Origin of the sequence: Amycolatopsis sp. NPDC051102 (assembly GCF_040682815.1) — a bacterium.
GTDB lineage: Bacteria > Actinomycetota > Actinomycetes > Mycobacteriales > Pseudonocardiaceae > Amycolatopsis.
Genome location: NZ_JBFBBT010000002.1, coordinates 83960 through 99162, shown reverse-complemented (window position 1 = coordinate 99162; position 15203 = coordinate 83960). Strand labels below are relative to the sequence as shown.

Annotated in this window: 12 protein-coding genes; 9 read left to right on the top strand and 3 right to left on the bottom strand. The window is 71.5% G+C overall.

Annotated features, from left to right (window positions below):
• Positions 1–165: 165 nt before the first annotated feature.
• Both AB0M93_RS06455 and AB0M93_RS06450 read right to left on the bottom strand, forming a co-directional pair.
• The gene (locus AB0M93_RS06455; protein ID WP_364269089.1) at positions 166–2499 is read right to left on the bottom strand and encodes a glycoside hydrolase family 2 TIM barrel-domain containing protein; all 2334 of its coding nucleotides are present in this window, start codon (positions 2497–2499) and stop codon (positions 166–168) included.
• Between the two features lie 77 nt (positions 2500–2576).
• Positions 2577–3614, bottom strand: coding sequence for a LacI family DNA-binding transcriptional regulator (locus AB0M93_RS06450; protein WP_364269087.1), 1038 nt, complete (start codon positions 3612–3614; stop codon positions 2577–2579).
• A gap of 161 nt (positions 3615–3775) precedes the next feature.
• Between AB0M93_RS06450 and AB0M93_RS06445 the strand changes: the two genes are divergently transcribed.
• From AB0M93_RS06445 to AB0M93_RS06405, 9 genes are read left to right on the top strand one after another with little or no spacing between them, the layout of a single operon-like run.
• Positions 3776–5293 carry a sugar ABC transporter ATP-binding protein gene (locus AB0M93_RS06445; RefSeq protein ID WP_364269085.1) on the top strand — a complete coding sequence of 506 codons (1518 nt, stop codon included), beginning with the start codon at positions 3776–3778 and terminating at the stop codon, positions 5291–5293.
• Entirely contained in the window at positions 5290–6330 is a 1041-nt protein-coding gene (locus AB0M93_RS06440; protein WP_364269083.1) for an ABC transporter permease, read from the top strand. Before AB0M93_RS06445 ends, AB0M93_RS06440 begins: the two co-directional genes overlap by 4 nt.
• A complete protein-coding gene (locus AB0M93_RS06435) occupies positions 6323–7321 on the top strand; it encodes an ABC transporter permease (RefSeq protein WP_364269081.1) in 999 nt (332 codons plus the stop codon). Before AB0M93_RS06440 ends, AB0M93_RS06435 begins: the two co-directional genes overlap by 8 nt.
• Positions 7322–7326: 5 nt before the next feature.
• Positions 7327–8388: a rhamnose ABC transporter substrate-binding protein gene (gene rhaS / locus AB0M93_RS06430; RefSeq protein WP_364269079.1), complete on the top strand. Its 1062-nt coding sequence runs from the start codon at positions 7327–7329 to the stop codon at positions 8386–8388.
• On the top strand, positions 8388–8723 hold the full coding sequence (locus tag AB0M93_RS06425; protein ID WP_364269077.1) for an L-rhamnose mutarotase: 336 nt from the start codon (positions 8388–8390) through the stop codon (positions 8721–8723). The genes rhaS and AB0M93_RS06425 overlap by 1 nt, the downstream gene beginning before the upstream one ends.
• Positions 8720–9895: an L-rhamnose isomerase gene (gene rhaI, locus AB0M93_RS06420; RefSeq protein WP_364269075.1), complete on the top strand. Its 1176-nt coding sequence runs from the start codon at positions 8720–8722 to the stop codon at positions 9893–9895. Before AB0M93_RS06425 ends, rhaI begins: the two co-directional genes overlap by 4 nt.
• Before the next feature lie 2 nt (positions 9896–9897).
• The gene (locus AB0M93_RS06415) at positions 9898–11928 is read left to right on the top strand and encodes a bifunctional aldolase/short-chain dehydrogenase (RefSeq protein WP_364269073.1); all 2031 of its coding nucleotides are present in this window, start codon (positions 9898–9900) and stop codon (positions 11926–11928) included.
• Positions 11929–11935: 7 nt separating this feature from the next.
• On the top strand, positions 11936–13357 hold the full coding sequence (locus AB0M93_RS06410) for an L-fucose/L-arabinose isomerase family protein (RefSeq protein WP_364269071.1): 1422 nt from the start codon (positions 11936–11938) through the stop codon (positions 13355–13357).
• A 44-nt stretch (positions 13358–13401) separates the two neighbouring features.
• Positions 13402–14757: a rhamnulokinase family protein gene (locus tag AB0M93_RS06405; RefSeq protein ID WP_364270642.1), complete on the top strand. Its 1356-nt coding sequence runs from the start codon at positions 13402–13404 to the stop codon at positions 14755–14757.
• A gap of 70 nt (positions 14758–14827) precedes the next feature.
• Here the strand turns inward: AB0M93_RS06405 and AB0M93_RS06400 are convergent, their stop codons facing one another.
• The gene (locus tag AB0M93_RS06400; RefSeq protein ID WP_364269069.1) at positions 14828–15172 is read right to left on the bottom strand and encodes a hypothetical protein; all 345 of its coding nucleotides are present in this window, start codon (positions 15170–15172) and stop codon (positions 14828–14830) included.
• Positions 15173–15203 lie beyond the last annotated feature (31 nt).

The window sequence follows — 15203 nt, the reverse complement described above, 5'->3', positions numbered from 1 at the left end:
ACCCTCCAGGCACGCGAGTCGACCCTTCAAGCACGCGAGCTGACCCGCCAGGCACGCGAGTCGACCCGCCAGGCACGCGAGTCGACCCGCCAGGCACGCGAGTCGACCCTTCAAGCACGCGAGTCGACCCTTCGGGTACGCGAGCCGACCCTTCCCGCGGCCGGCTCAGGAGCGGGTCGAGTCCGACGTGACGCGGACCGTCGCCGTCGCGGAGCCGAGCGTCCGGTGGCGGGCCGTCAGCGTCAGCGTTCCCGGCCGGCCCGTGAACGGCCGCAGCCACACCGCCGCCGCGCCGCCGGTGGCCCCGAAGTCCAGCGTCGTGTCGCCGACCAGGTCACCCGGGCCGCTCAGCTCCAGCGTCACGACGCCGGCCGTCCCCGCGCGCAACGTCCCGAAGCGGTCCCTCGCCGCGATGACCACCCGGGTCGCGTCGGCGCCGTCGGCCCGCAGCTCCGGGTCGTCGGGGACGCAGCTGAGCACGTCCGTGCCGCGGTCGCCGCTGAACCGGCGGCTGAGCACCAGCCGTCCGCCCGCGTAGCCGTCGATGCGCAGCTGCGGCCGCCGCCCCTTCGGCACGACGAGGTCGGCCGCGAACGGCGGGTACCGCAGGTGCGGGAAGTCGCCGCGGCGGCTGCGTGCTTCGCCCGCGGGCCGGTCGTCGAGGAACAGCAGCAGGCGGTCGCAGTTCGACCAGATCGTCGCGCCCGGTCCCGCGCCCGCGGCCCGGTCCGTGAAGTCCCAGGCGAAGCCGGGCTCGACGACCGCCCGCACCCCCGGGTCCACTTGAGACGCGTAGAAGGCCGCAGCGGGCTTGGGGATCCGGAAGATGTCCGACACCCCCGCGTACTTCACCCCGCCGACCGCCCGCTGCCAGCCCGACGGGTAGTCGAACGCGCACCAGGCGAGCAGCCCGCAGTAGCGGTCGTCGGCGGCGGCCAGGTCGTGGGCCTTGGCGTGCAGTTCCGCCTGCTGCTGCCGGGTGGCCGGGGCGTCGGTGCGGCGGTAGGCGCGGGCCCCGGCGAGCGTGCCGATCGTCTCCGTCACCAGATACGGCACCCCCGGCCGCGGCGGGCGCAGCTGGAAGGGCGCGCCGCGCCGGGCCGTGTAGTCGTTGTAGGCCAGCACTTCGACGTCGCCGCCGGCGTACCGGCCGCCCGTTGGGCTGGCCAGCGCGCCGCTCGTCGACCGGGACGGGTCGAGCTGCCGGGCCAGCCGCCCGGTCCGCTGGTACATCGCCGTCGTGCCGTTGGCCTCGTTCACCCGCGTGCCCCAGACGACGATGCTCGGGTGGTTGCGGTCGCGCACGACCATGCCCGCGACGTCGGCCAGGTTTTGCCGCTGCCACGCGTCGTCCCCGACGTGCCCCCAGCCTGGGATCTCCTCCCACACCAGCAGGCCCAGCTCGTCGCAGGCGTCGAGGAACGCGCTCGACTGCGGGTAGTGCGAACAGCGGACCATCGTGCAGTTCAGCTCGCGGCGCAGGATCTCGGCGTCCCGCCGCTGCACGCGGTCCGGCAGCGCCCCGCCCGCGAACGGGTACCACTGGTGGCGGTTGAGGCCGAACAGCTTCAGCCGCCTGCCGTTGAGGAAGAAGCCTTCGGTGGTGAACCGCGCGTCGCGGAACCCGGTCCGCACGACCCGCTGGTCGAGCACACGCGGTCCGGACCGGACGGTCACCACGACGTCGCACAACGCCGGGTCCTCGACGTCCCAGAGCCGGACCGCGTCGAGCCCGCCGACGTCGAACTCGACGGTCTTGCCGCCCACCGGCGCGGCGCCGTGGGCGAGTTCGCGGCCCGCTTGGCGCACCGACGCGGTCACCTGTCCCAGGACGGGCGCGTCGAACGTGCACGTCAGGTGCAGTGACCGGCCGGGGGAGAGGACGTCGGCGGGCCGGGCGAAGACGTCGGTCAGCCGGATCCGCGGCACCGCGCCGATCGTCGCCTGCCGGTAGATCCCGGCCGGCTGGTAGAAGTCGATCACCGACGGCCCCGCACTGCGCGGCAGGTTGGGCGGCACGTCCAGCGCCCACCGCCCGTCGACGACCACGGCGAGGACGTTGTCGCCCGCCACGACGCCCGGCAGCTCGACCTCGAACGGGAGGTAGCCGCCGTGGTGAGTGACGACGAGCCGGCCGTTGAGGTGCACCTCGGCGTCGGTCATGACGCCGTCGAAGCGGGCGAGGTGGCGTTCGCCGGCCGAGCCCGTGAAGTGCCGCCGGTAGATCCACCGGTCCTGCCAGGACGCCGGGTCCCAGCCGGTCCACGACAGCGGCGTCACGCAGTGGGGCAGCTGCACCGGCGAAAGGTCGAGTTCGTCGAAGCCCGGTTCGGTGCAGCCGTCGTCGTACCGCCCGAACAACCAGAAATCGCCCAGGTGCACGGTGTCCGGGCCGGGGGCGGCGTTCCCCGCCGACCCGGCGACGGCGGCGCCGAGCAACGCGACCCCGCTCGCGGCCAGGAACCCGCGCCGGGAAAGCCGCGGTTGCTGGCCGGACATCGGCGACCTCCCTGCTGCGGGCTCGCTGGTGTTATCGCTTGCACGCGGTAAGACGTCACAAACGATCAGCGGGTTGCTCACCGGAGGGTGGAAGCGCGGACCACCAGTTCGGGGGTGAAGACGACCTGCCGGTGCTCGTGCCCGGTTTCGGTGGTTTCCGCCAGCAGGAGTTCCGCGGCCGTGCGGCCGAGGCGCCGCCGGGGCTGGCGGACCGACGTCAGCGGGACCGCGGCCGCCGCGGCGAACTCGATGTCGTCGTAGCCGACGATCGCCAGGTCGTCCGGGACGCGCATGCGGAGGTTCGCGCAGGTCTGCAGCAGGCCGAGGGCGACGAGGTCGTTCGCGCAGAACGCGGCGGTCGGGCGGACCGGCGCCGGCAGTCCCGCCAGCCGCTCGCCGGCCCCGCGGCCGTCGGCCACGGTCAGCGCCGACGTCGTCAGGTCGACGAGGTGGTCCGGGCCGAGCCCGGCGGCGCTCAGCGCCCGCAACGCGCCGAGCCGCCGGTCGCGGACCTGGCCGACGCTCGGGTGGTTGCCGACGAAGGCGATCCGCTCGTGGCCCTGTTCGACCAGGTGCCGCACGGCGATCTCGCCGCCGTGGACGTCGTCGACCGCGACCGAGCAGAGCGCCGTCCCGTCCGGAGTCCGGTCGACGACGACCACCGGTGTGCCGCGGCGCGCGATCTCGTGCAGCACCGGGGCGTCCGGGTCGACCGGCGTGATGAGGATGCCCTGGACGCGCTGCTGTTCGAGGCGGCCGAGGTAGGCCGCTTCCCGCGACGGCTGGTGAGCGCTGTTGCAGAGGAACAGCGAGAGGTCACCGGCGTCGGCGGCGTCCTCCATGCCGGCCGCGACGTCGGTGAAGAACGGGTTGCTGCCGTCGAGCATGACGTAGGCCAGCACCCGGCTGCGCCCGGCGCGCAGCTGCCGCGCGGACTCGTTGCGCACGAACCGGAGTTCGGCCATCGCGGCCTCGACCTTCGCCCGGGTCACCGGGCTCACCCGGTCGGGCCGGTTGAGCACATTGGACACCGTGCCGAGGGAGACGCCGGCGGCCGCCGCGACGTCCTTCATGCCCGCTGCCCTCGGCTCGGCACCGGGCTCCCTGACCACCATGCGGCCCCCTCTCCCCGTGGGCGTTGAAACGTAACATCACCACGAACTATCTGCTGGAGATGCCGTTTAGCCACGGCTTCACCGATGCATTGACTTCTTCTTCCGCCGCATAGTAGCTTCACCGCACCAGATTTGTGAAACCTTTCAATCCGGAGGTCGCGATGACGCGCCCACGCCCGGGCCGGGCTCCTCTGCTTGAGGTGCGCGGCGTGACGAAGTCGTTCGGCGCGGTCGCGGCCGTCGCCGGTGTGAGCTTCGGGCTGCACGCCGGGGAGGCCCACGCGCTGGTCGGGGAGAACGGCGCCGGCAAGTCGACGATCGTCAAGATGCTGGCCGGGGTGCACCGGCCCGACGACGGCACGTTGCTGCTGGACGGCGAGCCGGTCGGGTTCGGCTCGCCCGCCGACGCCAAGGCGGCCGGCATCGCGGTGATCTACCAGGAACCGACGCTGTTCCCGGACCTGAGCGTCGCGGAGAACATCGTGATGGGCCGCCACCCGCGCAAGAGCCTGGGCCGGATCGACCGGGCGGCGATCCGCGCCGAGGCCGAGCGGCTCTTCGCCCGCCTCGGCGTTCGGATCGACCCGGCCCGGCCGGCCCGCGGGCTGTCCATCGCCGACCAGCAGATCGTCGAGATCGCCAAGGCGCTCAGCGCCGACGCCCGGGTGCTGGTGATGGACGAGCCGACCGCCGCGCTGACCCGGATCGAGGTCGAGCGGCTGTTCACCGTCGCGCGGACGCTGCGCCAGGAAGGCGCGGCGATCATGTTCATCTCCCACCGCTTCGAGGAGATCACCGAGCTCTGCCAGCGCGTGACGATCATGCGCGACGGCAAGCACGTCTCCACCGACGCCATCGAGGACGTCACCGTCGAGGAGATGGTGAAGCGCATGGTCGGCCGCGACCTGGACGCGCTGTTCCCCAAGCAGGACGTCGAACCGGGCGCGGTCGTGCTCGAGGTCGAGGGCCTCGCCCGGGAAGGCGTGTTCCGCGACATCTCCTTCTCCGTGCGCGCCGGGGAAATCGTCGCGTTCGCCGGGCTGGTCGGCTCCGGCCGCTCGGAGGTCGTCCAAGCGGTCTTCGGCGTCGACGAACGGGACGCCGGAGTCGTCAAGGTGAGCGGCAAGAAGCTCAAGCCGCACTCGTCGCGGGCCGCGATGGCCGCCGGGCTGGCCCTGGTCCCCGAAGACCGGCGCCAGCAGGGCCTGATCATGGACCTCTCGATCGAGCGGAACGTGACGCTCCCGCGGTCACGCGCGCTTGCGAAGCTGGGCTTCCTGACCGGTGCCGGCGAGCGTCGGGAGGCGCGGCACTGGACCGAGCGGCTGCGCACCAAGTACCGCCGGCTCGGCGACCCCGTCGGGACGCTCTCGGGCGGGAACCAGCAGAAGGTCGTGCTGGCCAAGTGGCTGGCGATGGCGCCGAAGGTGCTGATCGTCGACGAGCCGACGCGCGGCATCGACGTCGGCACGAAGGCCGAGGTGCACCGGCTGATGTCGGCGCTGGCCGCCGAAGGCGTCGCGATCGTGATGGTGTCCTCGGAACTGCCGGAGGTGCTGGGCATGGCCGACCGCGTGCTGGTGATGCGGGAGGGCCGGATCGTGGCCGAGCTCCCGCGCGCCGAAGCGACCGAGGACTCGGTCATGTTCGCCGCGATGGGGCAGGAGGCCGCCGCATGACCGTGACGAAGGAGGCCGCCGCGACCGCGCAGCCGGCCGTCCACTCCGGACGCTCGTGGACCGCGAACGTGCTGAAGGCCCGCGAATCCGGCATCGCGGGAGCCCTGATCGTCCTGATCGCGTTCACCGCGACGCAGAACTCCCGGTTCCTGTCCGGGCAGAGCATCCGCGACATCCTGCTGGGGACGGCGATCCTGGCGGTGCTCGCCGTCGGCCAGGCGATCGTGATGATCACCCGCAACATCGACCTCTCGGTCGGCTCGGTGCTCGGCCTGTCGGCGTTCGCCGCCGGCACGCTGATGAAGGACCACCCGGGCCTGCCGGTGATCGTCGCGATCCTCGTGGGACTGGCCGTCGGTGCGGTGTGCGGGCTGGTCAACGGCGTCCTGGTGCGCTTCGGCCAGGTGCCCGCGCTGGTCGTCACGCTCGGCACGCTCTACGCCTACCGCGGGGTCAGCTACTTCTGGGCCGGCGGGCAGCAGATCAACGCCGACAAGCTGCCGGCGTCCTTCCTGGACTTCGGCACCGCGTCGGTGCTCGGCGTGCCGTGGCTGGTGCTCATCGCGGTGCTGGTCCTGGTCGTCGCCGGGATCGTGCTGCGCAGCTACCGCGCCGGCCGCGAGCTGTACGCGATGGGGTCGAGCCCGCAGGCGGCGCAGCTGGCCGGCATCCGCGTCGGCCGCAACACGAGCGCGGCGTTCCTGGTCAGCGGCGCGCTCGCCGGGTTGGCCGGCGTCCTGTTCGCCGCCCGGTTCGGGACCGTGGACGCCGCCGCCGGGACCGGCTACGAGCTCAACGTCGTCGCCGCGGCCGTCGTCGGCGGGGTGGCGGTGTTCGGCGGCAGCGGCTCGGTCTGGGGCGCGGGCCTCGGCGCGCTGCTGCTGACGGTCATCGGCAGCGCCCTGGCCGTGCTCGACATCAACCAGTTCTGGCAGCAGGCGATCGTCGGCGCGCTGATCCTGCTGGCCATCGGCGCCGACCGGCTGGTCGCCGTCCGGGTCGCCAAAGCACTGAAGAAGAGGGATTCCCATGTCTGACCAGGGAAACCGGCTCGGCAGGCTGCTCAGCTGGGACGCCGCCGTCGTGCTCGTGACGGTGCTCGTCCTGATCGTCGCCTCCGGTGCCGTGGAGAACTTCGGCACCAGCCGCAACTTCACCTTCCTGCTGCTCGACCTGCTCCCGATCGCGCTGGTCGCGCTGCCGATGACGTTCATCATCGTCACCGGCGAGATCGACCTCTCGGTGGCGAGCACGCTCGGCCTGACGTCGGCGGTGATGGGTTCCCTGTGGGATGCGGGCCTGTCGATCGAGACGATCATCCCGCTCTGCATCGCGCTCGGCGCGGTCCTGGGCGCGTTGAACGGCTTCTTCGTCACCGTGCTGAAGCTGCCGTCGCTGGCCGTCACCATCGGCACGCTGGCCCTGTACCGCGGATTGGCGTTCGTGGTGCTCGGCGACAGCGCGGTCGCCGACTTCCCGCGGGCCTACACGAGCTGGGTCACCGGGACGATCGGCGACGGCCCCATCCCGAACGTCCTGATCCCCCTGGTCGTCGTCGCCCTGGTCTTCGGCGTCGTGCTGCACATGACGCCCATCGGCCGCGGCGTGTTCGCCGCCGGGGCGGGGGAGCAGGCGGCCCGGTTCGCCGGCATCCGCACCGGACGGCTCAAGTTCTGGCTGTACGTCGTGAGCGGCGCGGTCGCCGGTCTCGCCGGGATCCTGTGGACACTGCGGTACTCCAGCGCCCGTGCCGACAACGGCTTCGGCCTCGAACTGGCCGTCGTGGCCGCCGTGCTGCTCGGCGGCGTGTCCATCTTCGGCGGCAAGGGCACGCTGCCGGGTGTGCTCGCCGGCGTGGTCCTGCTCGCGACGCTGCAGAACGCCTTGCGCCTGCAGGACGTCTCGAACGAGGCGCTCAACATCGTGACCGGCGTGCTCCTGATCGTGTCGGTCCTGCTCCCCAACATCGTGACTTCGGCCCGCACGGCAGTGCGACGCCGTCAGCAAGCCGCAACTCCCGAAAGGTGACGAAGATGTCCCGACGGTTCCTCACCGGCGCAGTGTCGGCCGGGCTGGTGCTGGTCCTGGCCGCGTGCAGCGGCACGACCAAGAACGACAACGCCGGCTCCGGCGCGCAGCAGTCCACCGCCGCGGCCAACCCGAACGCCGCGGCCGCGACCGGCGTCAAGATGGCGTTCCTGCCCAAGCAGCTCAACAACCCCTACAGCGACATCGAGGTCAGCGGCGGCAAGGCGGCCCTGGGCGAGCTGAAGGGCGAGTACAAGCTGGTCGGCCCCAACGACGCGAGCGCGTCGTCGCAGGTCAGCTACATCAACACGCTGATCCAGCAGCAGCAGGACGTCATCGGCATCGCCGCGAACGACCCGAACGCGGTGTGCCCGTCGCTCAACCAGGCCCGCGGCGCCGGCATCAAGGTCGTCGCGTTCGACTCCGACGCCGCGAAGGACTGCCGCGACGTCTTCATCAACCAGGCCACCACCCAGGGCATCGGCGAGGCGCTGGCCAAGCAGGCCAAGGACCTCTCCGGCGGGTCCGGCGAGATCGCGGTCCTCTCGGCGACGCCGAACGCCACCAACCAGAACGCCTGGATCGACGTCCTCAAGAAGGAACTGGCCAAGCCGGAGTACGCGAACCTGAAGCTGGACAAGATCGCCTACGGCAACGACGACGACCAGAAGTCTTTCCAGGAGGCCCAGGGCCTGCTGCAGTCGTTCCCGAACCTCAAGGTGATCGTGTCGCCGACCACCGTGGGCATCGCGGCCGCCGCGCGGTACGTCAGCTCGTCCAGCTACAAGGGCAAGGTCGCGGTGACCGGGCTCGGCACGCCCAACCAGATGCGCGCCTTCGTCAAGGACGGCACCGTGAAGCAGTTCGCGCTGTGGAACCCGGCCGACATCGGCTACCTCGCCGCCTACGCCGGCGTCGCGCTCAAGTCCGGCCAGATCACCGGCAAGCAGGGCGAGAAGTTCAAGGCGGGCAAGCTCGGCGACTACACGATCGGCGAGAACGGCGAGATCGTGCTCGGCCCGCCGACGACCTTCGACGCGAACAACATCGACAAGTTCAACTTCTGATGCCACGGTACTGCTTCTCCCTCCAGGTCAAGCCCGACCGGCTGGCCGAGTACACCGAGCGCCACCGAGCGGTGTGGCCCGAGATGCAGCAGGCCCTGCACGACACCGGCTGGCGGAACTATTCGCTGTTCCTCCGCGACGACGGCCTGCTGATCGGGTACGTCGAGGCGGACGACCTCGAAGCCGCACAGGCCGCCATGGCGGAGACCGACGTCAACACCCGCTGGCAGGCGGAAATGGCGGAGTTCTTCACCGGCCTGGACTCCCGCCCGCCGGACGAAGGGTTCCAGCTGCTCGACGAGGTCTTCCACCTCGACGTCTGGGAAGGACGATGATCGCCATGGGTGATTCGACCGCGGTCAAAGCGGCCCTGCGGGCCCAGCGCATCGAGACGCCGTCGTGGGCGTACGCGAACTCGGGCACCCGGTTCAAGGTGTTCCCGCAGCCCGGTGTCCCGCGGACGCCGGAGGAGAAGATCGCCGACGCCGCGGTGGTGCACCGGCTCACCGGGGTGGCGCCGAGCGTGGCGCTGCACATCCCGTGGGACAAGGTCGACGACTACGGCGCCCTGACCGCGTACGCGCGTGACCTAGGTGTCGAGATCGGCGCGATCAACACGAACGTCTTCCAGGACGAGGACTACAAGCTCGGTTCGGTCACCAACCCGGATCCGGGCATCCGCCGCAAGGCGACCGACCACCTCCTGGAAGCCGTCGACATCATGGACGCGACGGGTTCGCGCGACCTGAAGCTGTGGTTCTCCGACGGCATCAACTACCCGGGCCAGGACGACATCCGCGACCGGCAGGACCGGCTGGCGGCGGCGCTGCGCGAGACGTACGACCGGCTGGGCCCGGACCAGCGCATGCTGCTGGAGTACAAGCTGTTCGAGCCCGCCTTCTACGCCACCGACGTGCCGGACTGGGGCACGTCCTACGCCCACTGCATCGAGCTGGGCGAGCGGGCCACGGTGTGCATCGACACCGGCCACCACGCGCCCGGGACGAACATCGAGTTCATCGTCGCGTTCCTGCTGCGGGCCGGGAAGCTGGGCGCGTTCGACTTCAACTCGCGCTTCTACGCCGACGACGACCTGATGGTCGGGGCCGCGGACCCGTTCCAGCTGTTCCGGATCATGTACGAGATCGTCCGCGCCGACGCGTTGGATCCTGCGTACGGCATCGCCTTCATGCTCGACCAGTGCCACAACATCGAGGCGAAGATCCCGGCGATCATCCGGTCGGTGATGAACGTCCAGGAGGCCACCGCGAAGGCATTGCTGGTCGACCGGGACGCGTTGCGCTCGGCCCAGCAGGCCGGTGATGTGCTCGCCGCGAACGCCGTGCTGATGGACGCCTACAACACCGACGTCCGGCCGCTGCTGGCCGAGCTGCGGACGGACGCCGGGCTCGACCCGGACCCGATCGCGGCGTATGCCCGCAGCGGGTACCAGGAAAAGATCGTGGCCGAGCGCGCCAGCGGCACGCAGGCCGGATGGGGAGCATGAGGATGACCGTGCCGGAGCAGCTCATCGCGCGCAGCAACGCGCTCGGGGCCGACCCGCGCAACACCAACTACGCCGGCGGCAACACCTCCGCCAAGGGGTCGGTGACCGACCCGGTCACCGGTTCGCCTGCCGACGTCCTGTGGGTCAAGGGCTCCGGCGGCGACCTCGGCACGCTGACCGAGGCCGGCCTGGCGGTGCTGCGGCTGGACCGGCTGCGTGCCCTGGCCGACGTCTACCCGGGTGTCGAGCGCGAGGACGAGATGGTCGCCGCGTTCGACTACTGCCTGCACGGCCGGGGCGGGGCGGCGCCGTCCATCGACACGGCGATGCACGGTCTCGTCGAAGCCCCGCACGTCGACCACCTGCACCCGGACTCGGGCATCGCGCTGGCCACGGCGGCCGACGGCCCGGCGTTGACCAAGGAGTGCTTCGGCGACCGCGTGGCGTGGGTGGACTGGCGGCGGCCCGGGTTCCAGCTGGGACTGGACATCGCCGCGGTCAAGGCGGCCAACCCGCAGGCCATCGGCGTGATCCTCGGCGGGCACGGCATCACGGCGTGGGGTGCGACCTCGGAGGAGTGTCAGCGCAACTCCCTGGAGATCATCCGGACGGCCGAGGAGTTCCTCGCCTCCCGGGGTGCTCCGGAGCCGTTCGGCCCGGTCGTCCCGGGTTTCGAAGCCCTGCCCGAGCCCGAGCGCCGGGCGCGCGCCGCGGCTCTGGCGCCGGTGATCCGCGGCCTGGCGGCCACCGATCAGCGGGTGGTGGGGCACTACACCGACAGTGAGGCGGTCCTGGAGTTTCTGTCCCGGGAGAAGCTGCAGCCGCTGGCCGCGCTGGGTACGTCGTGCCCGGACCACTTCCTGCGCACCAAGGTCCGCCCCCTCGTGGTGGACCTCCCGGCGACCGCGCCCGTCGAGGACGTCGTCGCGCGGCTGAAGGAATTGCATACCGAATACCGTTCGGAGTATGCCGCATACTACGAGCGGCACGCCGACGCCGATTCGCCCGCGATGCGGGGCGCCGACCCGGCGATCGTGCTCGTCCCCGGCGTCGGGATGTTCTCCTTCGGCAAGGACAAGCAGACCGCGCGGGTGGCGGGGGAGTTCTACGTCAACGCCATCAACGTCATGCGCGGCGCCGAAGCCGTCTCGACCTACGCGCCGATCCCGGAAAGCGAGAAGTTCCGGATCGAGTACTGGGCCCTCGAAGAGGCGAAGCTGCAGCGGATGCCGAAGCCCAAACCCCTCGCCGGCCGGATCGCCCTGGTCACCGGGGCGGGGTCGGGCATCGGCAAGGCCATCGCGCAGCGGCTGGCCGCCGAAGGTGCGTGCGTGGCGATCGCCGACCTGAACCTGGACGCTGCCACCGAGGTGGCGTCCGGAATCGGGAACGCGGACAAGGCGGTCGCGGTGCTCGCCGACGTCACCGACGCCGAGGCCGTGCAGTCCGCTGTGGACGCAACCGTGCTCGCCTTCGGCGGCATCGACCTGGTCGTCAACAACGCCGGACTGTCGATCTCGAAGCCGCTGCTGGAAACCACCGAACGCGACTGGGACCTGCAGCACGACGTCATGGCCAAGGGCTCGTTCCTGGTCGCCCGCGCGGCGGCCAAGGCCATGGTCGACCAGGGCATCGGCGGCGACATCGTCTACATCTCGTCGAAGAACTCGGTGTTCGCGGGTCCGAACAACGTCGCCTACGGAGCCGCGAAGGCCGACCAGGCCCACCAGGTCCGGCTGCTGGCCGCCGAGCTGGGGACGCACGGCATCCGCGTCAACGGTGTCAACCCCGACGGCGTCGTCCAGGGCTCCGGCATCTTCGCCGGCGGCTGGGGTGCCCAGCGCGCGGCCGTCTACGGCGTGCCGGAGGAGAAGCTCGGCGAGTTCTACGCCCAGCGCACCATCCTCAAGCGCGAGGTGCTGCCCGAGCACGTCGCCTCCGCCGTGTTCGCGCTGACCGGTGGCGAGCTGACCCACACCACCGGCCTGCACGTCCCGGTGGACGCCGGCGTGGCCGCCGCGTTCCTGCGTTAGGAGAACCATGACGCTCGACCGCATCACCCCGCGCCGCACCCGAGTCGGCCTGGTCTCCGGCGGGCTCGGCGCGTACTGGCCGCAGTTCCCTTCGCTGTTGCCCCAGCTGGAGGCTTCGGCGCGGCGAGTCTCTTCGCGACTGTCCGAACTGGACTGCGAGGTGATCGACGCCGGGTTCGTCTCGGACGCTCAGGAAGGCGCGGCCGCGGCGGAGAAGCTGCGGGTGGCCGGGTGCGACCTGATCGTCGGCTTCCTCACGACGTACCTGACGTCCAGCATGCTGGCGCCGGTCGCGCAGCGTTCGGGCGCGCCGGTGCTGCTGCTGAACCTGCAGCCCACCGAAGCGATGGACCACGAGTCCTTCGACACCGGCGCGTGGCTGGCCTACTGCGGCGCGTGTCCGCTGCCGGAGATGGCCAACGCGTTCCGCCGTCTCGGTGTCGAGTTCCGCTCGGTGTCCGGGTACCTCGAGGACGAGCGCGCGTGGACGCGGATCTCCGGCTGGATCAAGGCGGCCGGTGTCCGCGCGGCGCTGCGGCACGGCCGCCACGGCCTGCTCGGGCACCTCTACCCGGGCATGATGGACGTCGCCACCGACCCGACGCTGGTGTCGGCCCAGCTGGGCGGGCACGTCGAGATCCTCGAGGTCGACGACCTGCGGGTGCGCGTGGAGAAGGTCACCGACGCCGAAACCGCCGCGCGCGTCGAGCTCGCCCGCGAAGTGTTCACCGTGGACGAGTCCGTTGTGGACGAAGACTTCGCCTGGGGTGCCCGGGTTTCGGTGGCCCTGGACCGGCTCGTCGCGGACTTCTCCCTCGACTCGCTGGCCTACTACCACCGCGGCCTGGACGGCGAGACGCACGAACGCGTCGGCGCCGGGTTCATCCTCGGCGCGTCCCTGCTCACCGCCCGCGGCATCCCGGCGGTCGGCGAGTACGAGCTGCGCACGTCGCTGGCCATGCTGGTCATGGACCGGCTCGGCGCCGGCGGCTCGTTCACCGAGCTGCAGGCGCTCAACTTCCGTGACGGCGTGGTCGAGATGGGCCACGACGGCCCGGCGCACCTCGGGATCAGCGCCCGCAAGCCGCTGCTGCGCGGCCTGGGCGTCTACCACGGCAAGCGCGGCTGGGGCGTGTCGGTGGAGTTCGACGTCAAGCACGGGCCGGTGACGCTGTGCGGGCTGGGCCAGCGCCGGGACGGGACGTTCACGCTGATCGCGTCCGAGGGCACGGTGGTGCCGGGGCCGCTGCTGCGCATCGGCAACACGACGTCCCGCGTCGACTTCGGCTGTGACCCGGGGGAGTGGACGGACGCCTGGTCGGCCAGCGGCATCGCCCACCACTGGGCGCTCGGCACCGGCCACCGCGTGGCGGAACTGACGGCGGTCGCGGACCTCCTCGGCCTGGAGCTGACGGTGGTGCGTCCGTGAAGCGAGTCGCGGCGGTCGACCTCGGCGCGTCCAGCGGGCGGGTGATGGCCGGAACGGCCGGCCCGTCGGTCCTGACGGTCGAGGAGATCCGCCGCTTCCCGAACGGCGGCGTCCGCGCCGGACCGGCGCTGTACTGGGACATCCTGGGCCTGTACCGCGAAACCCTGGCCGGCATCCGCGAAGCGGGCCGCCTGGACGGCGTCGGCATCGACTCCTGGGCCGTCGACTACGGGTTGCTGGACGACCGAGGCGCGCTGCTCGGCAACCCCGTCCACTACCGCGACTCGCGCACCGACGGCGTGCCCGCATCGGTTTCCGCGCTGGTCTCCGCACGTTCGCTCTACGACGTGACGGGCCTGCAGCAGCTGCCGTTCAACACGCTGTACCAGCTGGTCTCCGAAGGTGACCGCCTCTCGGCTGCTTCGACCATGCTGCTCATCCCCGACTTGCTGAACTACTGGCTCACGGGCTCGATCGGCGCGGAGCGCACGAACGCGTCGACCACTCAGCTGTACGACGTCCGCACGCAGTCTTGGGCCACCTCACTCGCGTCTCGCGTCGGGATCCCGCCCCGGCTGCTGCCGCCGTTGCGCGACCCGGGCATGGTGGTGGGCACGGCGGACGAACTGGGCGGCATCCCGGTGGTGGCGGTGGGTTCCCACGACACGGCGTCGGCGGTGGTGGCGGTCCCGGCGGCCCCCGGGACGAACTTCGCGTACATCTCGTCGGGCACGTGGTCGTTGGCCGGCCTCGAACTGCCCGCGCCGGTCTTGACCGATGAGGCGTTGGCGGCGAACTTCACGAACGAGGGCGGCGTCGACGGCACGATCCGCTTCCTGCGCAACGTGATGGGCCTGTGGGTGCTGTCGGAAACGCTGCGCACGTGGTCGACGCCGGACCTGCCTGCGCTGCTCGCCGCCGCGGCTTCGGCGCCCCCGCTGGCCGCGGTGGTGGACATCGACGCCCCCGAGTTCCTCCCGCCGGGTGACATGCCGGCCCGTCTGTCGGCGGCCTGCCGGGCAACGGGCCAGCGCCCACCATCGGATCGTGCGGCGGTGGTCCGCTGCATCGTGGACAGCCTGGCCTTGGCCCACCGCCGCACGATCCAAGCGGCGGCCCGCATCACGGGCCGTCCGGTCGACGTCATCCACCTGGTCGGCGGCGGAGCGCGCAACGAGCTGTTGTGCCAATCGACGGCGGACGCGTGCGGGGTGCCGGTGCTGGCGGGCCCGGTGGAGGCGGCGGCGCTGGGGAACGTGCTGGTCCAGGCCCGGGCGTTGGGGGAGGACCTCCCGGACCTGGCGGCGATGCGTGAGCTGGTACGCGAGACGCAGGAGATCCGCCGTTACGAGCCATCGGGTCGTGAGGACTGGGCGGCCGCCGAGGCCCGGCTGGGTTGAGTGCCCCCGCGGTCTCGGTCCGGGCTTTCAGCCAACGCCGGACCGCCGGGGCAGGTCGTCCTCCACGGGGTCAGAGGTTGATGTTGCCGTGCACGTCCCGCAGCTGCACGACCTTGCCCGTGACGTTCCCGGTCACCGTGTTGTGCACGTCGCCTCGGGAAACCCTGCTCTCCGGGAGCTTCTCCCACTCCTCGCGCAACGCTTCGGCGAACTCCGCGTCTTCCACCTGGGCCTCCGACAGCCGCTCGGCGAGGGCGGTGATGGGGCGGTTGTCCTCCGGGGCCGCCGCTGCCGCCTCCAGGGCCGCGATGGCCGGGGGGTTCTTGGCGAACTTGCGTCTGACCAGTTCGTAGAGTCCGGTCGCACCCTTCGCCGCGAGGGCGGCGGCGATGGAGATCAGGATCGGTTCGGGCATGCCTCCAACCTACTGGCGGACCTGCTCCGCG